Below are 23,097 nucleotides of genomic sequence, written 5' to 3' on the forward strand. Positions count from 1 at the left end.
GGCGCAACTTGAAACATACCTTGTTTATATGTGGCGTCTTCTTCCGGTTATTCTTATTGCATTTTCCCCGTTTGCGGGGGCTCAAGTCGAATCAGAGGCCTTGCCGGAAGAATCCGTTGAACAAACCACTTCTGCACAAAAAGCCACCGCCTATTTGGAGGGCACACGAGAGTTGCTGTCTTCGCGCGTAATCCGTCTGTCTGAAAGTGTAGATTCTTTGTTTGGCAATGCCCGGGCGGACGACCAGAAGAACACCAGTACGCTGCGTGTAAGCCAGACCTACTATATTCGTCGCGGAAACTTGGGGGCAGACGATCCGGGGACCTCATTAAATCTTTTTCTGCCGAACTTGAAGCGCTGGGAAAGGGCGGTTCAGGACAAGATCCAGTTACCTAAACCAGGTGCGGGATCTGCCGGAACTTCGAGTTCCTCTGAAGCCGATACTGAAGAGCGACTGTGGGATCTGAATAGCGAGACTGGATTGGTCGTGGCCATCCCCGTGAACTATTTTGCGCGTCTTCGTCTGCGTCGCAATTTTTTATGGGGGTACTTTGAAAATTCTTTCTTTGAACAGATTGGCTGGTCAAAGAAGGACGAATGGGAAGAGCGCACCTCGCTGACGACGGACTATGCAATTTCCCGGGATTTGTTATTTCGTTTCGTCAATGAAGCCAACTGGGCAATGACCAACCGGGATTTTGATACGCATCATGGTCCGTCCCTGATTCGCACTTTAAGTGAGGACTCGGCCCTGTCACAGGATTTCCGTTATAATACGAAGTTGATTGGCAGCGCGATGTACAGCGAAAGCTTCGTTCTTTCCTCAACCTTTACCCAAAGACTTCCGATGCAGTGGATTTACCTGAAGACCACGCCCTCGTTGTCTTGGTCACGCGAAGACGGTTTTACTCCGGCGTGGGCCCTGTACATGACGGTTGAGCTGGTTTTTGGTAACGAGGACTCTTAGTCTCGCATTTCCTCGATGCCCTTGTCCTTTAAAAGAGCCGACCAGGAGCCGTCATTGACGATTTGATCGATCAGTCGATTGATTTCAGCAACGGTGATGACGTGTTGTCCTTTTGATACCAGAATACCCAGATCATAAAGTTGATCATACTTGGTGGAAACCACCAGCTTGCTTCGCTCTTCGGGATGATTCTTCAGGTACATTTCAAGGTATTCTTTGGTCACCATGGCAATATCTGCTCGTTTGGTTACGACCGATCGAATGTTGCCATCTATAGTATTTGTGAACTCCACGTTGAATCGCTTAAGCGCTTTGTCGCTGGTGGAGTGGCCCAGGAATCCATAATGATACCCTTGCATGCCCTTGATGGTCTTGTTGTGAAGGTTTTCAAAATATTTTTGGCTTTTGGCGTTGTCTTTATGGGCAATGAAAACTTCGGCGCCGTGGCGGAATATTTTTGAGGTTTCAACAGATTCGGCCGGCCACCCCCAGGTCTTGCTTTCAAATGCCATGATTTGATAGCGGGACGATTTCATATCGTGGTATCGTCGATAGGTGGTTGTGGGAACAAAAGAAAAGACATACTTCGTCTGCTTTTGATTTAATAATGCAATGAGATCCAGCGTCAGCCCTTCATAAGTGCCGCCGCGGTTGATGACATAAGGTGGAAACTCATATCCCCCCAGTCGAACGGGAATAGGTTTCGCCCAAGTCGTCAGACTTGTTAGCATTAAAATTAAAGCAGTTTTCACATTAAGAACCTTAAGGAGTCTTTCCGGGATGGTCAAATTAAAAGGGATCTTATGAAAATCAGAGCCAGTCATATTTTGGTTAAGAATCAGTATGAAGCCGAGGATTTGATCAGAAATCTGAAGGACGGAAAGAGCTTCGAGGAGCTTGCACAACGTTATTCGCAATGTTCCTCAGCGAAACTCGGTGGTGACCTGGGGGTTTTTGGTGAAGGACGCATGGACATGGACTTTGAGGAAGCAGCCTTTGCACTGAAGGTGAATGAAGTGACAGCCAAACCAGTGCGCACGCGATTTGGCTATCACATTATCAAACGAACCCGGTAATCTAGTATTCACTTTCTTCGAGGTGCAGGCTTTTCCAGTACTGCAGAGACTGCTCAATCAGCTGCATATTGTACTGAATCCGCTTCTTTTCGTTTTCCAGCAACTTTTGATCTTCTTCCGGTGAAGTTCCGACACTGCGGACTTCCAGCTTCATCTGGGCAGAGGCCTTGTCGTACAAAGACTCCCACAGTCGTCGTGCTGTGGATCGATTGAATTTTTCCTGAGGTTGTTCATCGGCTGGAAGCTGGCGGCCATCGAAACCCACCAGACCTCGGGATTTGAACTGGATCTTGTCGTGAAAACGCAATCGTGCGATGGCATCAATTTTTTTGATGTATTTCATGGCCTCTTCAAGTTTTCCGACATTGTCGATGGACTTTGAAAGAATGCTTTCCTTTAGAAGCACATCGCGAATGAACATCGTTCGCATCATCAGGAAGGAATAGGTGGTTTCTTCAAAACGACGCCCGCCCTCGATGGATCCCCCGATGACGTAGTTCTGAATCATTTCTTGCACTACCGACTGCGGCGTGAAGCCAGCAATGATCTGCAAGGCGGTGAGCTTTGCAATCTTTTGCGTATTAATGCGTTGGATTTGTGTCTTGCTGTAAGGAAGCTCCTCGCCGGTGGTTTCATCAATCCCTTTGGCGGGCATGGCCTCATCGACCTCTTTAAGCCAAAGATAAGTCAATTCCACCAGTTCTTCGGATGTGGCAGCCTCAGCAAACTTCTTTCCAAAAGGCATCAGCTTGAATGGAACAGGAGCCAGGGTGTCGTAGTTTTCCTCTTTCAAAAGGTTTTCCAAGGGAATCAGCAGCGACTGGTCATGCACACCTTTGTTGGTGGTTTTCATGGCGTCCAGCATGCCATCCATCTTGGAGTTGGTCTGATTCATTTTTTCGGGAATCTGTTTGGTGCTGTCGATGGCATCTTGGGCATCGCAGGCGACAAGGCCCGTGATGAGTGTTGCAGACATCAGCAATTGAGATAGTTTTTTCATCTGAATATCCATGATTAGGGATTGAGAATGTCGTTCTTAAGAGAAGCCACACCATCGTCGGCAGGGGTGCCCAGCCAGATTGAGAAGATCTTTTGAGAAAGGCCTTTGTCGCCATTGATACGGGTCAAGTGGCCTGCGGTGTCTTCATAGATCAGGGACTCTGAACCGTCTGAATGCTTAGTCACCAGGATAGTCAGGCTGGATCCCGCATCAGCATCGCCTCCCAGACGGACAGCATCCAGAAATGCTTTGATGGAAGGATTTTGCATATCCACTTTGTTGGCGCCTAAAGCGTCACGGAAAGAGCTTTGCACCGTATCGGCGTCTACCGAGCGTAGGAAGCTTAGTTGAATAGCCACGCTTTCGCTGTCGTCCAAAGACTTCAGAGCTTCCGTTGATTTTCTGACAAAACGCTCGGGGCTGCTGATAAGAAGCTGAGCCACATAGACTTTTACTTTCATCAACAGAACTTTCTTCCAGCGCAGACCTGCCCCGACAGAACCCAGTTCAATCTTTTTGCTGTCAAGTGTGCCTTGAGCGGATTTAGCTATGTTAACTCCCTCAATGGTACGTGTGCCTTGTTCCATTTGTAAAAGGGCCGCGTTGGATGTCAGAGACAACGTCAGTAGAGTGGATAGCAGAGCGCAAGCGATGATTCTCATAAAATAAAACTCCTTCTTGATCCGTGCTAGATACGGGAGAAAGCCGAGTGAGTCCCTTTATTTGTCGGCAATCAATCTTTCCACCAAGTAAGGTCGGACCACGACACAGGACGCGTAAACAAACAGATGCTTTTTTCTTTCCGAAAGAAATTCGACAGTAGAAAGTGAATTGGTGAACAGAATTTGGACACTACAAAAAATATTAAATTTCGAATGTGAGTCGGCCGAAGACCTCTGGGAACGGAGGTCCTATGGCGGCAACCAAAGCAATCACCCGATGTCTTCTTTTAAGTGCAGGACTGCTGGTCTTGGCAGCTTGTGCACCCTCCAATGACTTTCCTGCTCTTGATGAAAGTGGAAATGAAAGTGCTTCTGTCGTGGAACCAAGTGTTCCCAATTCTGATCCGGGAACACCGGAAGTGATGGATCCAGCGCCGGATGTTCCGGAAGTTCCGGTGACCGCAAGTCAGAAACTGCTTTTGAATCAGGCCATGACCTTGCGTTACGAAAAGGCTGGCATTCTGGAAAACAAAATTGAACTTCCCGAAGGCACACAGATTGAGATTCCGGCGAACTATGAAGTCAAACACCTGGATTATCGCACCTCCAGCGGTGGAGTTGAGCGCTCCAGCACGGGCTTCATCTATCCGGTGAAGGTGGTCTCGGTCTTGTCCCAGTATCAATCTCAGTTTACGGCAGCGAAGATTGCCGAAATTAACAAAACCTCTGGCGGGCTTTTCATTTTTGCTTCGATCGTCGGAAATCTGCAAGGGACGGAAGGGAACTTCGCCGTGGTGACAGCTTCGGCTTTGGGGGATGGGTTTATTAAAAACTTTAATGCCAGCGGCAAGCCGAGGTTCAATTATACCTCGTCAGTGATGAAACGGTTTGGGGAAAGACTTAACAAGGGCCTAAATCCCGACACGATGAAATCTGAAACGCGCGCCAAATATCAGGCGATTTTCAATGAACTCAAGAAAGCTGTGAACAGAACCGTGGCGACACCGAAGTCCTATCTGATGATGGACAAGGCGGTTGCGACTCAGTGGTCGATTAACTTTGAAAAGACCGGTGTGATATCCACCAGTGGGGCCTGGAGTATCGCAACCCAAGGCACGGCTGTTCGCCATGGCTTTTCGAATGTGCCCTGTGCAGAGTTCCAGTCAGAACTTTTGCGACAGGCTTATCAGCGCGCCGGGTATCGGGTGGCCGATGACTTCAACAAAGCTAAGGGCAATCAGCTGATCTGGTCCAGTACAGCAGCGGTGGTGAATTATTCGATGGCCTTGTATAAGGCCGGGTGGGTTCCGTGGGATGCGACCAAGTATCGTCCGATTCTGGGATCCATCATGATGAATGGGGCTGGCTATACGCCGGGGCATACGTATATCTCTGCCGGAGACGATGGAATGATTATCGTGGATAACGGAGCCCCTCAGGGCCGGGATCTGCGCAAGACAACAGACAAAACAATTTCAATCATGTACCAGGTGGGTGTGTTTTTCCTTCCTCCGGGAATCAACCCACCCGCTTGGTAAGTGTCAGGATATTTCCCAGCAGGCAAAGCACGACACCTAAAACTATGTAAGGTGTCCAGTGGAAGCCTTCAAAAAAGCTGGAAAGTGTCAGAGCAATCACCGGGGAAAGTACGCTGGTATAGGCGGCTTTCTCCGCTCCAATTCTTCCGGCCAAAGAAAGATAGGCCCCAAAGGCAATAACAGACCCAAACAGAGCCAGATACGTCAAAGCTCCCAGGAATTTGGCGGTCAGTGGGATGCTGAGATCATGACCTAAAATCAGTGCCACCAGCAAGGTGAAGAGACTTCCATACATCATGCCCCAAGTGTTGGTGACAACGACGGGAATACGCAGCTGATAGCTTTTTTGCGCCACCATGTTACCCATGGAGGCTGAAAGAGTTGCCAGAAAACCGACCAAAAGACCCCAGATGGTTTTCGAATTCGGATCAAAATGCAGAATCTCATTTAGAAATATAAATATGATTCCGATCCCGCCCAGAGCTGACCCCCAGATCACGTTGCGGGTGATGGGTTTTTTGAAAAACAGATTCATCCCGAACATGTTGTAATAAACCAAGGCGGTAAAACTCAAAGCTACCAGACCAGAGCTGATCATGGTTTCTGCCACATAGGTCAGCATGTAGTTAATCGAGAACATCAAAATACCCTGACCCGCAAAAAGCAGATGTTCACGTCGGGTGTATCTTAGGTTCTGTTTTTTCCAGAAGCAGAAAGTGAAAAGCATTCCCGCCGCCAGCAGAAACCGCCAGAAGACTGAGGTGACTGGAGACGCAGAATCAATCTGGAATGTGATGACAAGCCAGGTGGAACCCCAGATCACGGTGCAGATGGTGTAAAGGATGAGATTTTCGAATCTTGCTGGCATAGAGGAAATTTAGCAGAAGGTCCAGAGGGGGTCACTGCACTTCTTGTGGGTTCGCAGAGAATCAACTGAATCTTGTCAAAGTTCGAGAACTCTTCTGCTTCGCCCTTTCATCCAGCGGCATAATGAAAGAGCAAATCAACAAGGAGCATCTTATGGAACCACAAAGACCGGATCTAGAGAAGACACCCCAGCCTGAGAAAGTCGGTAAGCCCACAACTGCAAAAGTTGAGAGTAAGCCGGCGGTTCAGGTGGAATCCGAGACCAGCCCGGCCCAGTGGGTGTGCATGGTGTTAGGGGTGGCGTTCGTATTGGTGGGAATGTCGGGATTTGTTCTGCCCAATCTGTTTGGAATGCATCTGGGCTGGGGGCATAACATCATTCATATTGTTTCAGGAATCACAGCTCTGTGGTTTGGAGTGGGAAACTCCATTATCACGGCAGAACGCTTTAGTTACATCTTTGGGGCCATCTATGGAATGTTGGGGCTGGCGGGCTTCTTGTTTGGTTCCAACACCAGCATGATTCCACCCACTATGGACTATGATTCGTTCTGGTGGCGTTTGATTCCGGGATATCTGGAACTGGGGACCGCAGACCATGTTGTGCATATCCTGATCGGAGCGGTGTTTGTGATTGGGGCCTGGTTGACCGCTCGAAAACTCGATCGTATTGCGCCGAAGGGCACAACTTGGCACTAAAGAAAAAATAAAAAAAGCCCCGGCTGTCCGGGGCTTTGCTTTAAGGACTAGTCTTCATCCTCATCGTCATAATCGTCGTCTTCGTCCTCGTCCTCATCGTCTTCATCATCTTCGTCGTCTTCTTCATCCTCATCGAAGTCCTCGTCGGCTTCGATGCGAATCAGCCAGCCTTCTTCATAAGGGTCTTCCATAATAAGGGACGGATCGTCGATGACCTGAGAGTTCACTTCAACCACAGTGCCGGCAACCGGAGTATAAATATCCAAAGGACCGTCATCAGTTTCAAGGGTGCCGATAACGACATCTTCATCCACTTGCTCATTTTCCGCCGGTAAATCCACGGAAGAGATGGATTCGAAGTCTTCAAGGCCGTCTTCATTGATGCCGATGGTGATGAGTCCATCTTCCTGGCGCACCCAAAGGTAGCCCATAAAATTTCTAACGTCGTCTGATGCCATAATCTTTCCTTATCTAAGCTGATCTAATCCAGTGGTGCGGCAGAACCGCACCACATCCCCGCGTTGCGGCTTAACAATCGTAGTATAAATGGAACTCGTAGGGAACTGGTCTTTGCTGAATTGGGCGAACTTCTTTGTCGATTTTGTACTGAACCCAGGTCTGGATCAGATCGTCGCTGAAAACATCGCCTTTTTTCAGGAAGCTGCAGTTGTTGAGCAGGGCATTTAAGCTTTCTTCCAGGGTTCCCGGAACAGAAGGAATCGCCGCAGCCTCTTGAGGAGGCAGTCCGTAGATGTCCTTATCCAATGGATCGCCCGGATTGATCTTGTTGATAATGCCATCCAGACCGGCCATCAGAATCGCCGCTTCCGCCAGATAAATGTTGGCCGAAGGGTCTGGAGTGCGGAACTCGATACGTTTTGCCTTCGGATTTGGCCCTGAATTCGGGATACGCATCGCTGCAGAGCGGTTCTTAAAGCTGTAAGCCAGCTTCGTCGGAGCCTCAAAACCTGGAACCAAACGTTTATAAGAGTTGGTTGTTGGGTTGATGATTCCGCAAAGGGCTGGAGCATGTTTCAGAACGCCGCCGATATAGTGCAAAGCCATCTCCGAAAGACCGGCGTACTTGTTGCCTGCGAACAGATTTTTGCCATCTTTCCACAGGGACATATGGATGTGCATTCCCGAACCGTTGTCGCCGAAAATGGGTTTTGGCATGAAGGTCGCGGTTTTTCCATAGCGTTTGGCTACGTTTTTTACGATGTATTTGAACCACATCATTTTGTCGCCTATGTTCAAGGCTGTATCGAAGCGGAAGTTGATCTCACTTTGTGCCGCCGCGACCTCGTGGTGATGACGTTCCACTTGCATGCCGCATCTTTCAAGCTCAAGGCAGATTTCTGTTCTGAGATCCTGTTGGGAATCGGTTGGCAAAGCGGGGAAGTAGCCCTCTTTGGAGCGGATCTTGTAGCCCTGATTGTTGCCACCCTCGTCACGACCGGTGTTCCAGGAAGCTTCATCGCTGTCGATCATGTAGAAAGCTGAGCTGTTGGTCTGTTCGTAGCGAATATCGTCGAAAATAAAGAATTCCGCTTCAGGACCGAAGTAAGCGGTGTCAGCAATGCCGGTGGATTGCATGTAAGCGATGGCTTTTTTCACCACTTGACGAGGATCGCGGTTGTAAGCTTGAAGAGTTTCCGGAAGGCAGACGTCACAGATCAAAGACAAAGTGGGCACTTGCATGAACGGGTCCATCATCGCTGTGGACGGATCTGGAAGGATGATCATGTCGGATTCTTCGATGCCTCTCCAGCCGCGGATGGAACTTCCATCAAAGCCGAAGCCCTGTTCAAAAGCCTCGTCAGTCAACTGGTGCACTGGCACTGTCAGGTGCTGCCAAGTTCCGATCATGTCACAGAACTTCAGATCCACCATTTTTGCGCCTTTTTCGTTGGCGAATTTTAAAACGTCTTGTCCGGTCATCGTGAGCCTCCCTGAGGGGTTAAAAACTTTTTAAAGTGCTTGTTCGTCCTTCTCACCGGTGCGGATGCGAAGTGCGGATTCCACAGGAATAACGAAGATTTTTCCGTCACCAATTTTTCCTGTGCGAGCTGTTTTTTGAATGGCTTCCACGGCGCTATCAACCAGTGCAGACGGAAGAACCACTTCAATTTTTATTTTTGGGAGAAAGTCGACGACGTATTCCGCACCTTTGTAAACTTCAGTGCGGCCTTTTTGACGGCCAAAGCCCCGGACTTCCGAGACAGTGATCCCTTCAACGCCGACCTCAGCTAGAGCATCGACCACGTCATCCAATTTGAAGGGTTTGATAATGGCCTCAATTTTTTTCATGTACTTCTTTGTTCTGAAAAAGAATTCCTACGTCAGATTTGTAAAAGGATAACAAAGCATCCGAAGAATGCAAAAACTGAAAAGGTCATTTTATTTTTTTAATTTCTGCATAACGCATTCCAGTAAGTGTCACTGTTTGGAAAAAAAGAAAAAGCTCTCGTAAAGCGGCTTGCGGGGCTATGTGGTTTTTGGTACACACGGGACCTCATTTTCGGAAAATCACTATTGTTGTCGTACTCGGGGGGGATAATGACTACAAATCGTTTTTTCGTTTACGGTTCTTTCTGCGAAGGCATGGTTCACTTCAGCAAGATCCAAAATTTCGTGGAATCTTCAGTATTTGCACGAGTTAAGGCCACAGCTTACCGTTTGAAAGTAGGCTTCCCGGCACTGGTCAGAGGGGGATCTGATCTGGTTCCGGGGCAGATGATCGAGCTTAAGGGGTCCGATCTTTTGTTGAATCTGATGGATGAGTTCCACGGATACAACCGCCTTGATCCAGACAAGAGCCTTTACTCCAGGGAAGAAATTGATGTGCATCCAGAGGGTGCGTCTGAGCCGGTGAAAGCTTGGATTTACTTCCTGAATCCGTTAAAACTTCCGGTGAATGCCACTGTGATTGCCGGCGGAGACTGGAAACGTTCCTTACAGGAACAACCGGCTTTGACTTCCAAACTCAGTGAAAAGCAAGCAACTTATATTCAAAGACTGGGACGTTCTTCGGGCCGCGAGATCGTTCCGATTGATCTGACGCTCTATCGTGAGCTGATGAATCTGGAGCTGATCGTCGATAAAGGTCGTCGATTGGCGCTGTCTAAACTGGGCCAAGAGGTTTACAGACACCTTGCCTAATACAGAGAAACTTTTCCGCATTGTTCTTATTGAGCCCGAAATTCCTCAGAATACGGGAAATATCGGGCGCACTTGTGTCGGCACCAACTGCGAGCTGCACATCGTGGGAAAAATGGGGTTCGAAATCAACGATACGAACCTGAAAAGAGCGGGGCTGGATTACTGGCCCCATCTGACCTGGCACCGCCACGAGACTTTCGAAGACTGGTGGAAACACGTCGAAGATCCCAGCCGTATCTGGCTGTTTACGACCAAAACACAGCGAACCTATTTTGAGCCTCAATACCAGGCCGGGGATTGGTTTGTCTTCGGGAAGGAAACCAAGGGTCTGGACCCTGATTTCCTGATGAAACACCCCAGTCAAACAGTGACCATTCCCATGATTGGTGAAGGCGCGCGCAGTCTGAATCTGGCCACCAGTGTTGCCATTGCCGCCTACGAGGGTCTTCGTCAGCTCAAGTATCCATTGCGATAGTTTAAGGCTTTGGTCGGGGTTCAACCCGACCAAGTCTTTAAAATTCCGAATGAAATCGCGTCAATGACGCATCCAGAAATTGCCCCCTTACCTTGCCGCTTGTGAGTATTTGGGTCTATCCTCTTAGGCTATGGTTACACAAATTTTGACAAAAATGTTCGGAACGAAGCACGACCGTGAGATGAAAAAGATCCAGCCCACTGTGGATCGTATCAATGCCTTGGAACCTCAGATGGCAGCCCTTACGGATGATCAACTTAAAGCCAAAACTCCAGAGTTCCAGGAACGTCTGAAAAAGGGCGAAACTGTCGATGACATTCTGCCTGAAGCTTTTGCAGTCTGCCGTGAAGCCTCCAAGCGTGTGCTGGGAATGCGCCACTATGACGTTCAGTTGATCGGTGGTTATGTTCTGAATCGTGGAAATATCGCTGAGATGAGAACGGGTGAAGGTAAAACCCTGGTGGCAACACTGCCGGTGTACCTGAACGCTCTTACGGGTCGCGGTGTTCACGTTGTGACTGTGAATGACTACCTGGTTCGTCGTGACGCCGAACACATGGGTCGTCTGTATGGCTGGCTGGGTCTTACCACAGGTATCATCGTTCATGGTTTGAACGACCAGCAACGCAAGCAGATGTATGCTTGTGACATCACTTATTGCACCAACAATGAACTGGGCTTTGACTATCTTCGTGACAACATGAAGTTTGACCTGAATGACTACGTTCAGCGCCCTCACTACTATGCCATCGTGGATGAGTGTGACTCCATCCTTGTCGACGAAGCGCGTACTCCGCTGATCATTTCCGGTCCTGCGGAATCCTCCACTGACAAATACTACGCTGTGAACGCCATCATTCCTCACCTGAAGCGCGACCTGCACTTCACGATGGAAGAAAAATCAAAAACAGCTTCTTTGACCGACGCCGGAAACGCGAAAGTGGAAGAACTGATGGGTCTTTCCAATCTTTACGATCCGCAAAACATCGAAATCCTGCACCATGTGTATCAGGGTTTGAAAGCTCACTATCTGTACCGTCGTGACGTGGAATACATGATCAAAGACGGTGAAATCGTGATCGTGGATGAGTTTACAGGTCGTTTGATGCCGGGTCGTCGCTGGAGCGATGGTTTGCACCAGGCGATCGAGGCCAAAGAGGGTGTTGAAGTGAAGTCTGAAAATCAGACTTTGGCAACAATCACCTTCCAGAACTACTTCCGTATGTATGAAAAGCTGTCTGGTATGACGGGGACTGCTGATACAGAAGCGGTGGAGTTCAAAAAGATCTATAAACTTGATGTGAACGTGATTCCAACCAATCGTCCGATCATGCGTAAGGATCAGGAAGACGTGGTTTACAAGTCTGAACTTGCAAAGTTCAAGGCGATCACGGCGGATATCAAAGAACGTATTGCCAAGGGTCAGCCGATCCTGGTGGGTACGGAATCCATTGAAAAGTCCGAGGCGTTGAGCGCCTTCCTTCGTAAAGAGGGTGTGAAACACGAAGTCCTGAATGCGAAACACCACGAACGTGAAGCGGAAATTATCGCTCAGGCCGGTCGTAAAGGGGCTGTGACTATTGCTACGAATATGGCAGGTCGTGGTACCGACATCATGCTGGGTGGTAACGCTGAAATGCTGGCAAAAACTCAGGTCGGTAATGATGATTCTCCAGAGTATCTGGAGGCCGTTCAAAAGCTGAAGCCACAGGTCGAAGCGGAGCGCGCCGAAGTTCGTTCTTTGGGTGGTTTGTACATCATCGGTACAGAACGCCATGAATCCCGTCGTATCGACAATCAGCTGCGTGGTCGTGCCGGCCGTCAGGGGGATCCGGGTGAATCCAGATTCTATCTGTCTTTGGAAGACAAGCTGATGCGTATCTTCAACGGCGAGCGTATTCAGAAGATCATGGAAATGCTGAACATCCCTGAAGATGAACCAATCACAGCCAAAATGGTGACTAACGCCATCGAAGGTGCGCAACGTAAGGTTGAAGGACACAACTTCGATATCCGTAAGAACCTGATGGAATACGATTCCGTGATGAACGCACAAAGAAATGCGATCTATGGAATGCGCCGTAAGGTTTTGGAGGGTCAGGAAATCGAAAGAACCACTTTGGACTGGTTGGGCGATGTGGTTTCCGGAATTCTGGACACTCACATCCCTGAAAACGGAAAAAAAGAAGAGTGGAGCCTGGAGGGCCTGAACAATGCCCTGGCTCAGACGTTCGGTTTCAAAGTTGATTTCTCGACAATGTCTGTGAACACCGACACAGTGACTGAAGCTGTGAAAGCCGGTGTGAAAGAAGTTTGGGATCGTCAGAAGAACTCCATGGGTCCGTTCTTTGAGCAAGTTCAGAAAATGATCCTGCTTCAAAGCATCGATAACCACTGGAAGAACCACCTTTATGTTATCGACAAGCTGAAAGAAGGTATCGGTCTGCGTGGTTATGCTCAGAAAGATCCTTTGCTTGAGTACAAAAAAGAGGCTTTCAAAGCCTTTGAGACGTTGAACAATACCATCAAGTCAGACGCGATCGAAAAAGTGATGCGTGTTCAGTTGGTTGCCCAACAAACTGAAGAGCAGGTGCTGGAAAGCCTGCGTCCGGAAGAAGCTGACTTGGATGAGTTGGATTACTCGTCTCCAAGCGAAGCGGATATCGGTCACAGCATTCCGGAAGCTGAAGAGGCTCCGAAACGCAAAATGACTTTCCAAAGCGGTCCTCGTGAGGATCGTCCGATGAACCGCGAAGAGCGTCGTCGTTTGGAAAAAGATTCGAAGGGAAAAAGATAATTGATCCCTTGTCCGAATTGCCATAAGTCGGTAGAGATTCTGGATAAGCACCTGGGGACGCTTTACACCTGTCCCCATTGCAATGCAGTTTATTTTATCGACTGGAATGGCCAACCTGAGATGGCTCAGCATGAACCTGAGCCAGAACCAGTTGTAGAGCCGACGGCGGCTCCGTCCTTTGAGGCTTCTGTCGAGCAAAACTATCAAGATCAAAATTTCCAAGAGCAAAACTTCCAAGAGCAAAACTTCCAAGAGCAAAGTGGCTATCCTGAACAGGAGCAGGGCTATCAGCAACCTGAGACGCCGGCCGCTTTCGATGGGGGCTTCAATGAAGCCCTGAATATGGCGGAGCAGCCACCAGCGGATATGACCTACGAAGCGCCTTCTGAAGATCAGGAAGTGCATGGTGAGGTTCCTGCGGTGGAAGAAGCTCCCTATGATTTCAGTCAGACTTTGGACTCCGTGGGGTCGCCAGCAATGCCGGAGCCCTTGGCTCCATCAGGGGTGAGCGATACACCGGACTTTTCAGATGTGACGGACTTTGCCAATGCAGATACGGTCAGCGGGCCTTTGGCGTATACCCTGACGATTGACGGCATTGAATCCAGCTTGCTGGTCAGCCAGTTGAAGGAAGCCATGACGGATTCCCGTTTTGGTTGGGATGTGCCTTCGCTTTTGTCTCAGATTGGTGGTGGACGGTTGGTCCTTCGAGGTCTGAATCCGGCTAAAGCATCTGTTCTTATCAACCGAATTAAATATCTGCCTTTTAAAATTTCCTGGAGGCAAGATGTCCTGTCTGGTTCCTAAAAAAACGTTGAGCTTTTTTACAGTCCTTTTGTCGGTTTCTTTGGCTTTTGCTAATGAAGGCGGTGGGGAAGCGGCTCCGGTAGAGGGAGCTAAAGAAGTCCGCAGCGGTGAAGAATCCTTCGCGGTGGTGCAAGCCCGGGTGGCTGCTTTGGAAGCCAAGGTTCGTTCCGGGGAAGCTGAGATCCAAAAGTTGATTCTGGAAAAACAAACCAGCAAAGATCCGGCGCGAGTCAGTGAAATCATCTCCAGTATGGTCGCCTTGCATAAGGAAATGGAAAAGAATCTGAAAGAATATGATCAACAGCGAACGTTGCTGAAGTATCGTTACCCTGAAAAAGGGGTGGCGGCCAAAAGGGAATATGAGCGCATTGATTTGAAGTCCATTGAGGAGATGGAAAATCAAATGAGCCTGGGTTCCTCTGTGAAAAGAACATTGAAAAAGGTTCGCAGCCAATACAGCTCCCCAGAGGAAAGACAACAGCACGATGCGGCTGAAGCCCACGGTCAGGCTGGCAAAGGAGCGACAACGCCGGCGCCTGGCCTTGTGGATCCTGTCATTTTGAAAAAATAATTTTCTGCGCATCAAAATGAGACAAAAGAAAGTTGCTCACTTTGAGAGATCGGTGGAAGCTGATACCTTAGAAGAGTGGGGGAAGTATGCTCCGATATTTGGCTATTCCGTTGATTTCGCTGAGCTTGGTGACGACGGCCTGTCAGACATCCATGCTGAAGCAGTTTAATGAAATCACGCCAGGAATGGAAAAAGATGACGTACTGAATCTGATGGGAAGCCCCACCCGCACCCAGCGTTTTCACGGTAAAGACCGCTGGACCTATGTTTTTTACGACAAACGAATTCGTTTTGAAAAAGAAGTTCAGTTCTTTGAAGGCAATGCCGTTTATGTCGGCGATGTCTGGCAGCCTCCGGCAGATCGCACGGCTATAGCCATGGACACGCGCAATGATCAAAAAAATCGCGAAATTGACGAGATGCTGGCCCGTGAAGTGGAAAGCCATCGCAAGTCTTACGAAGAATATGAAAAGAAAGCCAAAGGCGAAGACAAGGTCCGTTATGTGCCGACCTTTGAGCCGGTTCGCTAATTTGCCACCGGAAGAATCAGCGGTTCTCCCAAGACAGAGATCACCTCATAGCCGTTAACTTCCAAGGTGTCTGAGGCTTCTCGTCCGTAGAACTTCACACCTGTCCAGGTCCATTCCTGAGGCCACTCATCCACCACATTGCGGAAGTAGATTTTACCAGTTTCGCGAATGCCGGGGGCTGAAGTTGTAAATTCAAACTGACTGATCGGGCTTTTGAAGATCTCCTGAAAAGGGATCGGGAAGGCCGCGATATGATTTTGATCTTCGCTGACGGTGCAGGGAATGCGCACGACCATCTTGGGAATCTCGCCCGAGATCGCAATACCTTCCGCGGCAAAATAAAGATCCAGTGTCGGGTAGCGGTCACACACAAACACGCGGGACCCAGCGGGACTTTTCATCAGGAACAAGCCCAGTTTGATGCCGGGACCGGCTTCAAAGGAATCCAATTCGACGTTCTTAAGGATCTGATACTTAAAAGCTTTGCGGAACTCTTCTGGAGAAGCCTCGGACAGATCGAAGTTGTCACTTTGGCTTCCCACGGCACTTAGGCCTCCGTCAGAGGCCACATTTCTTTTTGGAAGAAACTTTTTGTCCAAAAGGTGCAAAGCAAAAGGAAGTGCCGCCATGAGCAGAATCAGGCTGAGCATGCGGGACATTTTTTGTAATGGCGTCCGGTTTTTCTTCATATTAATACTCGCACTTTATTGTGGTTCGGTCCGCTTCAGTCAGGGTCTCGCGAACTGATCCGCCATTGAGAACGGCCCACATCACGCTGGGAACGGTGCTGCGATGTTTGAGTCCCAATACGTGACCCAGTTCGTGCACGAACAGGCTTTCCAGATGCACGTCTTTGATTGTTGTCGGAGTGGTCCCGGTGAAGTAACTGAAGTACTGATTGTTGATGGCCACGTCTGCTTCATAGAGCTTGTTGGTTTTCCAATAAAGGGAAGTCAGCCCCTGATAGTTGATGTTTTTATTGGGCCAGGTCAAATGCCAGTGAATCGTATTCTGACTGTCTTTGGTGGCGGCATTGGGAAGAGTGTCACTGTCGCGTTCGAAATGAAATAAAGTCATCCCAGCAGCTTCATTCCAACGATAGGCCGCTTTATTAAGGGCGTCTTCGTAATCTGGTGGGAAGTCTTTGTGAAGTTTCAGGCGAACCGGGATGTTTCCTTTCCAGGAAACGCGCTGGCCATAAGAGTTTTGCACGAAGCCGCAGTCATTTTCTGCGGCACTGGCTAAAAGATCCTCGTCACCGGGCCCAAGTGTGGGCCCTTTCTGGCAAGAGCACAGAGCGAGCAATGTCAGAGGCAGAACGAGAAATTTCAACATACTTGTCAGTTTACACGAGATTCCTTCGGACATCCTGACAAGTATTGATTACTCGACCTTCGACGAGTCGTCTTTAGTTGTAGAACTTAGCGATATCGTCGGTGTTACGGACAAAGGTTTTGAAGTCTGGAGAAACAAAGGAAGATTCGTGGATCTTGCCTTCCGGGCAACCTGCCAATGTGGAGGCATTTACGCCATCCCACTTGCAAGTGCCTATGTACCAGGCCTTTTCGCTGTAATCGATCTTGTAAGCGACCAGAGTGGAGGACTTGAAGATCGCCACGACTTCTTCCAGGACTGTTTTTCCATCAGAATGGAAGTCACCTTGAAGGACGGTGTCCATCCAGATAAAGGACTGCTTCTGAGAAATCTGCTGAAGCTTTCTGACTTCGTAATCAGAAATAAGGACCGTGCGAGCACCGTCGAAATAGATTGGAATTTCACGATAGGGTTTTGCGCACTCAGATTGAACACAGGCAGATTTGTAATCTGCAATCAAATCATAGAACTTATCAGCACCCACGAATTGCTTGTCAGCAGAGGCGTTCAGGGAAATCAAATTTGCGGCTACAAGTAGGCCCAACATAAATTTTTTCATACAAAACTCCGATTTCGAGGACCTTGTATAACTCTAGTGGGGGCCGTTGTATAACTTAAAATGCTTAGGGATGGCTGGCAGCAGGCTCCATGAGCTGGCGTTTGAGAATCTTTCCGCTGTCGCCTTTGGGTAAAGCGGCTAGAAACACGAAATGCTTGGGAATTTTGAATTTGGCCAGATTCTTGGCGCAGTGGTTAAGTAGGTCCTCTGCGGTCAGATCGGGTTTTTGACGCACGATGAATGCCTTGCCCACTTCACCCCATTTCTCATCAGGAACTCCGATGACAGCGGCTTCCAGCACGGCGGGGTGGGATCTGAGGATCTGTTCTACTTCGGGAGGGTAGACGTTTTCTCCGCCAGAAATGAACATGTCCTTTTTGCGTCCAACCACATAAAAATAACCTTCTTCATCGCGACGAACCAGATCCCCAGTGTGAAGCCAGCCATCTTTGATGGTTTCTTGTGTTGCCTTTTCGTTATTCCAATAGCCTTGCATGATCATCGGGCCGCGCAGAACCAGTTCGCCGACTTGATTACTTCCCAGTTCCCGTCCTTCGTTATCCACGACCTTGGCATCTATATAAAAATTCGGAAAACCGATAGAGCCAATCTTGCGGATGGCATCTTCTTCATTCAAGGAAAACACATTCGGACCAAACTCGGTCAGGCCGTAGCCCTGACGAACCGGCACGCCTTTCTTGTCCCAGGTCTTTATCAGCTCCAAAGGCATAGGCTCACCGCCGACAATCGCATAGCGAATGCGGCTAAGATCTACAGATTTAAAAAGAGGTGATCGGGCCATCATGTCCATGGTTGTGGGGACACCAAATAGTAAAGTGGCTTTTTGTTCCTCGCTGAGGCGAAGAATCTGATCGGCATCGAACTTTTTCAAGAACACCACTTTGGCGCCACGATGTATGAACGGAGTCGTCAGAACATTCCAGCCGCCAGTGTGGAAGAAGGGCAGGAAGATCACAGTGCAGTCTGTTTGTGAAATGTTCAGACGCAAAGTTGTGTTGATGGAATTCCAGAACAGCATTCTGTATGTCAGCACCGCACCTTTGGGACTTCCTGTGGTCCCCGAGGTGTACAAAATCATCACGGGATCTTCTTCAGTCGGAAGGAAGGCAGTTTCGCTACTGTCGGAAAAGGCCTCCAGTGCCGAGGCAAAGCTGTCAGAGCCTTGCAGGAAAAGCTTTTGCGGAACCACATCTGCAGAAAGATCTTCAATCAGATGGTTCAGGTTTTCCTGCAGTACCACCAGTTTCGGAGCAGAGTCCGTCAGAATGTGACGGACTTCCCTTTGTGTCAGACGGAAGTTGATCGGCACCATGATTGCGCCCAGGCGCTGCAGGGCAAAGAAAAGAAACACATACTCCAGTTCGTTGGTGGCCAAAACCGCAACGCGGTCGCCTTGGCCAACGTGGAAGTTTTGCTGAAGAAGCTTTGCTCCTTTGTTTGCCAATTCAAACAATCGTGCATAGGAAAACTCACGCCCGGTATCGCCATCTTGAATGGCGATATTTTGTGGTGAGTACATATTCCATTTTTTCAGCCAATCCAGTTCCATGTGTTCCTCTTGCTTAGACGACTATGTGTCGTAGCCCCATTCCAAGGCCAAGGCAGCCATGCTCATACCACCACCAGAGCCCAACATAAAGACCAAGTCGCCTTTTTTCATTTTCTTTTGGTAAGCCGCATCCGCCACTGCCATGCCGATGGAAGCAGAGCCCGTGTAGCCATAGCGGTCCATCACGTAGTGGGCGCGTTCACGAGGCAGGGACAACTGATCCATGGTTTCGTAAATGCTTTGCACGTTGAACTGCGTGATAAAGAAGTGCTGGATGTCGGAAGGGTTCTTTTTAATACGATCCAGAATCTGATGAGTCAGGCGGGGCCAGTGAATCCCGTTGGTTTCAGGTGGAATACGTTTCGGGAAAGCCAGCAGATGGCCTTTGTTTTCAATGACCTGATGACTGACCGGTTGGGCCGTACCCCCAGCATAGATGCCCATATAGTCATGATACTGACCATCAGTGTACATCTGGCTGTCGATAAAGCCCGAACCGTCCTTGGATGGCTGCAAAACAACGGCTCCTGCGCCATCGGCAAACAAGGATGCAATCTTGTAGTCGTCGAAGTTCAGATACTTACTCATGCCGTAGGCGCCAACGACCAGAATGTTTTTGTATTTGCTGTCAGCCACAATATATTTGGAGGCGATATCGCAGCCAACCACAAACCCGGCGCACGCGGTATTGATGTCATACGTTCCCGCGTTGACGGCCCCCAGGCGATAAGCCACCACCGAGGCGGTGGAGGGAGAAAGGTAATCAGGTGTGTCGGTCGAAACAATGATCAGATCCAGATCCTTGGCAGTGATACCTGCGACTTTCATGGCCTCTTCAGCTGCAGGCAGAATCAAATCGGACGTGCGTTGTTCTGGATTCATCCAGCGGCGTTCGCGGATGTTTCTTTGCTCACTTAAGAAAGTTCCGATGTCTTTTTTGTAAAGATCATTAAAGTATTGATTGGTGATCACGCGTTCAGGCGCGTACATCCCGGTTCCTACAATGGTCGCTTTTCTTGTCGTGTTCATCGTTTATTCCTTTGCGATTTCGCTTATCTACAAATCAGTTTTGCCACTTTGGCAAGAAAACTTTTATAGAGCATTAGCTCTATACTCCGAGCGAAAAAGTGCTTTTTCCTTTGACGGGTGGGGGGAGAGTCGGGGTACTCGTGACGTATGAACAATATTACTTTTGATTTCAAAAATAAAAATGCAGTTGTTACTGGTGGTGCTTCCGGCATCGGTTTCCAAATCACTCGCAGCTTCCTTGAAGCAGGTGGAAATGTTTCTATCTGGGATTATTCCGAGCAGGCTTTGCAGAATGCCAAGGCCGAACTTTCTCAGTACTCAGCGCAACTTCATCTGGCGCAAGTCGATGTTGGCAATCGCGATTCGGTTGCCAAGGCGGCGGCTTCCTTGCCGTGGGCTGTGGATATTCTTGTGAACAACGCGGGGATCACACGCGATAAATCTTTCGCGAAGATGGCGCCCGAAGACTGGGATGCCGTGATCTCTACCAACCTGACTGGTTTGTTCAATGTGACAAAAACATTGTTGGAAAAATTCAATCCTCAATCTGCACACAAACGTATCATCAGTATTTCGTCTGTGGTGGGACTGTATGGAAACTTCGGTCAGACCAATTATGCTGCCGCCAAGGCGGGTGTTATTGGTATGGCCAAAACCTGGGGCAAAGAATTGGGCCGCAAGGGCTTTACGTCCAATGCGATTGCTCCGGGCTTTATCGCAACGGCGATGACCAAGGCGATGCCGAAGGAAGTTCTGGAGGGCATGGCGGCGAAAGTTCCAGTCGCTCGTTTGGGTGAGGTGGAAGATATTGCAAATGCCTGTTTGTTCCTTGCCAGCGAGCAGGCAAGTTATATCAATGGCACTGTTCTCAGTGTTGATGGCGGTATTGTTCTGTAATAAATAAACTTTTTGAAGGAGTGACTTCGATGAGATCTCTGTTCTTGGCTTTGTTTGTCTTGGTATCAGGTTTCTTTGTGTCCTTGGAATCTTTGGCGAATGCCGAAGCGGTTAAGGGATTTGTGCAAATCACTCCGCAAAAAGAGCTTTTTGTGGATTACGTTCCGGCGAAAGAAAAGCAGCCAACGGTTGTTTTGGTTAACGGACTGACTTACAGCACCCGTCAATGGGAACGCTTTGTTGATGTCCTGGTGGCCAAAGGCGTGGGTGTTCTTCGCTATGATCCCATCGGGCAGGGGCAGACGCTTTTGAAGTATGCCCCGGTTGTAGCGCCGATTCCTGTGCAGGATCAGGTGCAGGACCTGAAAGTCCTTCTTGAGAAAATGAAATTAAAAGGTCCATTTAATATTGTTGGACTGTCTTATGGCGGTGGTGTGGCCGCTGGCTTCACCGCCGCTTATCCATCCTTGGTCAAGAATCTGATTATGATGGCGCCGTTCACGCGTCCTCTGGAAGGGCAGGATCGCTGGATCAAATCCCAGATCTGGGCGACTCGTCAGATATTCCCTTTTAACAAAATGACGGATGATGAGTTGTACGATCATTTCTTGCATCAGATCATCTATGCCACCTATCCGCAGGCAGAGCCTGTGGTTCTGGAGAATCCCTTCAAGCTGGAAGCGACTTTCCGTCTGGTGCAGGGGATTCGTAAATTCCGTCCGGTGGATTTGACTCACACGATCCCGGCCAAGTCCCTGCACTTGATGATTGCCCGCCAGGATCAGTACATCGAAACAAGCGTTCTGGATGAATACTGGGATGCGGTTCCAGCAGCGGCGCGCGCAAGCCGTCTTTATATCAACGGCTCTGAACACAAAATGGTCGAAGCGGTTCCTTACTTCACGGCTTCCTGGGTTTATGAAATCGTGACGGGAAATAAATTGCTGTCTGCGGGTCGTGACTTCGAAGGTTATCCTTTCCGAGGCGAGGCTCGCAGTGGGCAGGATCAGGTGACGGTGGGTCGCGAATGATTCACCACGAGGTTGTTTCCGGCGTCGTTCCCGAAAGCATTTTCTTTATCCACGGGAATCTGGCGTCCAATCGCTGGTGGTATCCGGCTGAAGAAATTTGGAAGAGGCAGGCGGCCGGTAAAAATTATTCCGGCTCTTTGATTTACGGCGAATTCCGTGGGTGCGGCAAAAGCACACCTCCGCAAAGCAGTGACGAAGTAAATCTGCACCTATTTGCCGAGGATTTCATCGCGTTGTTAAAGTCGATGGGACCTGGGCCTTATCATGTTGTTGGACATTCCACCGGGGGCCTGATTGCGGCCCTGATGTTAGCCAAAGAGCCAAACCTGTTCCGCAAGGCGGTCTTGCTGGACCCTGTCGGGGCGCAAGGGATTACCTTTGATTCCTCCATGATTTCGGCTTTTGAAAAGATGAAGTTGGACAAGGACCTGACGGCGGCGGTGATCGGATCTACGATTCATAATAATAATGCCGAGTCGGATTTCTTCCGCCAAGTGGTGGTGGAGGACGCCTTTAAGGCTGTGAAGGCCGTGGGTCACTGGGTCTTGGAAGCGCTTGATGGGCTTGATGTTCGCGGTGATTTGAAAACCGTTCAGCATGAAGTTTTGGTGCTGCACGGGGAGCATGACACCCTTCTACCTGAGGTTGATTCTCAGGCTCTGGCAGGCCTGTTTGTAAACGGAAAGTTCGAACGTATTGCCGGCCAAGGACACTGTCCGAACATTGAAAATCCCGAAAAGTTTGTGAACATCACTCGGAGTTATCTGTTTTCTTAAGGACACAGTCTTTTGCGGTGCATAATATCAACTAGTCCGGGGCGGCTTAATAGGTTGCCCATCGGTCTGTTTTCGGTTAGTTATCGATTAATAAATTACAATACTGTGACAAAACTACTTTGCGTCCCCTAGGGAGTGCCAACCTATGTCTGAAGCTAGAGATGAGTATAATCGTGGTGGTCTGCTGGCGTTTGCCTTTTCAATGGTATTCGTCTGTGCATTCTTCGTTTACATCGTTGTGATCAATAAAGGTGTTGATCTGGGTGAAAACGTTGTAGATCCAAATGCCCCTGTTGTAGAGGGTGCGGTTCCTGTTTTCGACATCGCGAAAGTACAAGAGCCATGGGTTTCCACTCCTGAAATGGTTGCTTACGGCAAAAAGTTCTTCGCCACAAACTGCGCTATGTGCCACGGTGCTGAGGGCAAGGGTGATGGTGCTGCGGGTGCGGGCTTGAATCCAAAGCCACGTAACTTGGTTGAAGGTAAGTGGACTCAAGGTGGCGGTCTTATCGCCCACTATCAAGTTCTACAGAATGGTATCAAGGGCACGTCCATGGCGGCTTATGCTCACTTCAAGCCAGCGGACCGCTGGGCTGTGATCCATTTCATCGAGTCTATCACTGAAAACAAATCTAAAGACGATCCTGCTAAAGTTGCTGAGTTTGCAAAAACCGCACAATAATTAAGGATTTATTCATGCTTGCCGGTGA

Annotated in this window: 25 protein-coding genes and 1 pseudogene; 14 read left to right on the forward strand and 12 right to left on the reverse strand. The window is 49.1% G+C overall.

Translation table 11 applies throughout. From position 1 onward, the window contains the following. The first annotated feature begins 28 nt into the window (after window positions 1-28). The gene (locus tag ACZ5ZV_RS01805; protein ID WP_464119679.1) at window positions 29-967 is read left to right on the forward strand and encodes a hypothetical protein; all 939 of its coding nucleotides are present in this window, start codon (window positions 29-31) and stop codon (window positions 965-967) included. Here the strand turns inward: ACZ5ZV_RS01805 and ACZ5ZV_RS01810 are convergent. Then, window positions 964-1,719 (reverse strand): substrate-binding periplasmic protein, encoded by a 756-nt coding sequence (locus tag ACZ5ZV_RS01810; protein ID WP_464119680.1) that lies wholly within the window; start codon window positions 1,717-1,719, stop codon window positions 964-966. The two genes, ACZ5ZV_RS01805 and ACZ5ZV_RS01810, sit on opposite strands and share 4 nt — an antisense overlap. A 51-nt stretch (window positions 1,720-1,770) precedes the next feature. Between ACZ5ZV_RS01810 and ACZ5ZV_RS01815 the strand changes: the two genes are divergently transcribed. Next, on the forward strand, window positions 1,771-2,043 hold the full coding sequence (locus ACZ5ZV_RS01815; protein ID WP_464119681.1) for a peptidylprolyl isomerase: 273 nt from the start codon (window positions 1,771-1,773) through the stop codon (window positions 2,041-2,043). Between the two features lies 1 nt (window position 2,044). On the opposite strand, the gene ACZ5ZV_RS01820 is transcribed toward ACZ5ZV_RS01815, so the two are convergent. Together ACZ5ZV_RS01820 and ACZ5ZV_RS01825 are read right to left on the reverse strand one after the other, a co-directional pair. Then, the gene (locus ACZ5ZV_RS01820) at window positions 2,045-3,043 is read right to left on the reverse strand and encodes a hypothetical protein (RefSeq protein ID WP_464119683.1); all 999 of its coding nucleotides are present in this window, start codon (window positions 3,041-3,043) and stop codon (window positions 2,045-2,047) included. 14 nt (window positions 3,044-3,057) lie between these two features. Continuing rightward, window positions 3,058-3,705, reverse strand: coding sequence for a chalcone isomerase family protein (locus ACZ5ZV_RS01825; protein ID WP_464119685.1), 648 nt, complete (start codon window positions 3,703-3,705; stop codon window positions 3,058-3,060). Window positions 3,706-3,956: 251 nt separating this feature from the next. Here ACZ5ZV_RS01825 and ACZ5ZV_RS01830 point away from each other — a divergent pair, with 251 nt between their 5' ends. Beyond that, window positions 3,957-5,243: a hypothetical protein gene (locus ACZ5ZV_RS01830; RefSeq protein ID WP_464119687.1), complete on the forward strand. Its 1,287-nt coding sequence runs from the start codon at window positions 3,957-3,959 to the stop codon at window positions 5,241-5,243. Here the strand turns inward: ACZ5ZV_RS01830 and ACZ5ZV_RS01835 are convergent. Next, complete coding sequence (locus ACZ5ZV_RS01835) at window positions 5,224-6,111, reverse strand: DMT family transporter (RefSeq protein WP_464119689.1); 888 nt, start codon at window positions 6,109-6,111, stop codon at window positions 5,224-5,226. The two genes, ACZ5ZV_RS01830 and ACZ5ZV_RS01835, sit on opposite strands and share 20 nt — an antisense overlap. A gap of 152 nt (window positions 6,112-6,263) precedes the next feature. On the opposite strand from ACZ5ZV_RS01835, the gene ACZ5ZV_RS01840 reads away from it, so the two are divergent. Beyond that, entirely contained in the window at window positions 6,264-6,809 is a 546-nt protein-coding gene (locus ACZ5ZV_RS01840; protein WP_464119690.1) for a DUF4383 domain-containing protein, read from the forward strand. Window positions 6,810-6,856: 47 nt separating this feature from the next. Here ACZ5ZV_RS01840 and ACZ5ZV_RS01845 read toward each other — a convergent pair whose 3' ends face one another. From ACZ5ZV_RS01845 to ACZ5ZV_RS01855, 3 genes are all read right to left on the reverse strand, one after another. Further along, the gene (locus tag ACZ5ZV_RS01845) at window positions 6,857-7,267 is read right to left on the reverse strand and encodes a glycine cleavage system H family protein (protein ID WP_464119692.1); all 411 of its coding nucleotides are present in this window, start codon (window positions 7,265-7,267) and stop codon (window positions 6,857-6,859) included. Between the two features lie 70 nt (window positions 7,268-7,337). Next, complete coding sequence (glnA, locus tag ACZ5ZV_RS01850; RefSeq protein WP_464119694.1) at window positions 7,338-8,750, reverse strand: type I glutamate--ammonia ligase; 1,413 nt, start codon at window positions 8,748-8,750, stop codon at window positions 7,338-7,340. A 30-nt stretch (window positions 8,751-8,780) separates the two neighbouring features. Next, window positions 8,781-9,119 carry a P-II family nitrogen regulator gene (locus ACZ5ZV_RS01855; RefSeq protein WP_347358666.1) on the reverse strand — a complete coding sequence of 113 codons (339 nt, stop codon included), beginning with the start codon at window positions 9,117-9,119 and terminating at the stop codon, window positions 8,781-8,783. A gap of 249 nt (window positions 9,120-9,368) precedes the next feature. On the opposite strand from ACZ5ZV_RS01855, the gene ACZ5ZV_RS01860 reads away from it, so the two are divergent. The 6 genes and pseudogenes from ACZ5ZV_RS01860 to ACZ5ZV_RS01885 all read left to right on the forward strand — a co-directional run bounded on the left by ACZ5ZV_RS01860 (window position 9,369) and on the right by ACZ5ZV_RS01885 (window position 15,151). Beyond that, the gene (locus tag ACZ5ZV_RS01860; protein WP_464119696.1) at window positions 9,369-9,971 is read left to right on the forward strand and encodes a gamma-glutamylcyclotransferase family protein; all 603 of its coding nucleotides are present in this window, start codon (window positions 9,369-9,371) and stop codon (window positions 9,969-9,971) included. After that, entirely contained in the window at window positions 9,964-10,446 is a 483-nt protein-coding gene (locus ACZ5ZV_RS01865) for a tRNA (cytidine(34)-2'-O)-methyltransferase (RefSeq protein ID WP_464119698.1), read from the forward strand. Before ACZ5ZV_RS01860 ends, ACZ5ZV_RS01865 begins: the two co-directional genes overlap by 8 nt. A 130-nt stretch (window positions 10,447-10,576) precedes the next feature. Continuing rightward, a pseudogene (gene secA, locus ACZ5ZV_RS01870) lies at window positions 10,577-13,039 on the forward strand (preprotein translocase subunit SecA); the annotation flags it as partial. 324 nt (window positions 13,040-13,363) lie between these two features. Continuing rightward, entirely contained in the window at window positions 13,364-14,050 is a 687-nt protein-coding gene (locus ACZ5ZV_RS01875; RefSeq protein ID WP_464119700.1) for a hypothetical protein, read from the forward strand. Continuing rightward, window positions 14,031-14,621 carry a hypothetical protein gene (locus tag ACZ5ZV_RS01880; RefSeq protein WP_464119701.1) on the forward strand — a complete coding sequence of 197 codons (591 nt, stop codon included), beginning with the start codon at window positions 14,031-14,033 and terminating at the stop codon, window positions 14,619-14,621. The genes ACZ5ZV_RS01875 and ACZ5ZV_RS01880 overlap by 20 nt, the downstream gene beginning before the upstream one ends. Window positions 14,622-14,707: 86 nt before the next feature. Further along, window positions 14,708-15,151: an outer membrane protein assembly factor BamE gene (locus tag ACZ5ZV_RS01885; protein ID WP_464119703.1), complete on the forward strand. Its 444-nt coding sequence runs from the start codon at window positions 14,708-14,710 to the stop codon at window positions 15,149-15,151. On the opposite strand, the gene ACZ5ZV_RS01890 is transcribed toward ACZ5ZV_RS01885, so the two are convergent. The 5 genes from ACZ5ZV_RS01890 to ACZ5ZV_RS01910 form a co-directional block, all read right to left on the reverse strand. Continuing rightward, on the reverse strand, window positions 15,148-15,840 hold the full coding sequence (locus ACZ5ZV_RS01890) for a hypothetical protein (protein WP_464119705.1): 693 nt from the start codon (window positions 15,838-15,840) through the stop codon (window positions 15,148-15,150). The genes ACZ5ZV_RS01885 and ACZ5ZV_RS01890 overlap by 4 nt on opposite strands. A 1-nt stretch (window position 15,841) precedes the next feature. Next, window positions 15,842-16,486, reverse strand: coding sequence for a matrixin family metalloprotease (locus tag ACZ5ZV_RS01895; RefSeq protein ID WP_464119706.1), 645 nt, complete (start codon window positions 16,484-16,486; stop codon window positions 15,842-15,844). A 73-nt stretch (window positions 16,487-16,559) separates the two neighbouring features. Continuing rightward, window positions 16,560-17,084 carry a hypothetical protein gene (locus ACZ5ZV_RS01900; protein ID WP_464119708.1) on the reverse strand — a complete coding sequence of 175 codons (525 nt, stop codon included), beginning with the start codon at window positions 17,082-17,084 and terminating at the stop codon, window positions 16,560-16,562. Between the two features lie 64 nt (window positions 17,085-17,148). Beyond that, window positions 17,149-18,654: an o-succinylbenzoate--CoA ligase gene (menE, locus tag ACZ5ZV_RS01905; protein WP_464119710.1), complete on the reverse strand. Its 1,506-nt coding sequence runs from the start codon at window positions 18,652-18,654 to the stop codon at window positions 17,149-17,151. A 21-nt stretch (window positions 18,655-18,675) separates the two neighbouring features. Further along, a complete protein-coding gene (locus ACZ5ZV_RS01910; protein ID WP_464119711.1) occupies window positions 18,676-19,683 on the reverse strand; it encodes a ketoacyl-ACP synthase III in 1,008 nt (335 codons plus the stop codon). Between the two features lie 147 nt (window positions 19,684-19,830). Here ACZ5ZV_RS01910 and fabG point away from each other — a divergent pair, with 147 nt between their 5' ends. The 4 genes from fabG to ACZ5ZV_RS01930 all read left to right on the forward strand — a co-directional run bounded on the left by fabG (window position 19,831) and on the right by ACZ5ZV_RS01930 (window position 23,069). Next, complete coding sequence (fabG, locus tag ACZ5ZV_RS01915) at window positions 19,831-20,580, forward strand: 3-oxoacyl-ACP reductase FabG (protein WP_464119713.1); 750 nt, start codon at window positions 19,831-19,833, stop codon at window positions 20,578-20,580. A gap of 29 nt (window positions 20,581-20,609) precedes the next feature. Next, window positions 20,610-21,611, forward strand: coding sequence for an alpha/beta fold hydrolase (locus ACZ5ZV_RS01920; RefSeq protein ID WP_464119715.1), 1,002 nt, complete (start codon window positions 20,610-20,612; stop codon window positions 21,609-21,611). Continuing rightward, window positions 21,608-22,387 (forward strand): alpha/beta fold hydrolase, encoded by a 780-nt coding sequence (locus ACZ5ZV_RS01925; protein ID WP_464119717.1) that lies wholly within the window; start codon window positions 21,608-21,610, stop codon window positions 22,385-22,387. The genes ACZ5ZV_RS01920 and ACZ5ZV_RS01925 overlap by 4 nt, the downstream gene beginning before the upstream one ends. 145 nt (window positions 22,388-22,532) lie before the next feature. Beyond that, window positions 22,533-23,069 (forward strand): c-type cytochrome, encoded by a 537-nt coding sequence (locus ACZ5ZV_RS01930; RefSeq protein ID WP_464119719.1) that lies wholly within the window; start codon window positions 22,533-22,535, stop codon window positions 23,067-23,069. Window positions 23,070-23,097: the final 28 nt, after the last annotated feature.

It is taken from the genome of Bdellovibrio sp. HAGR004 (assembly GCF_055397015.1).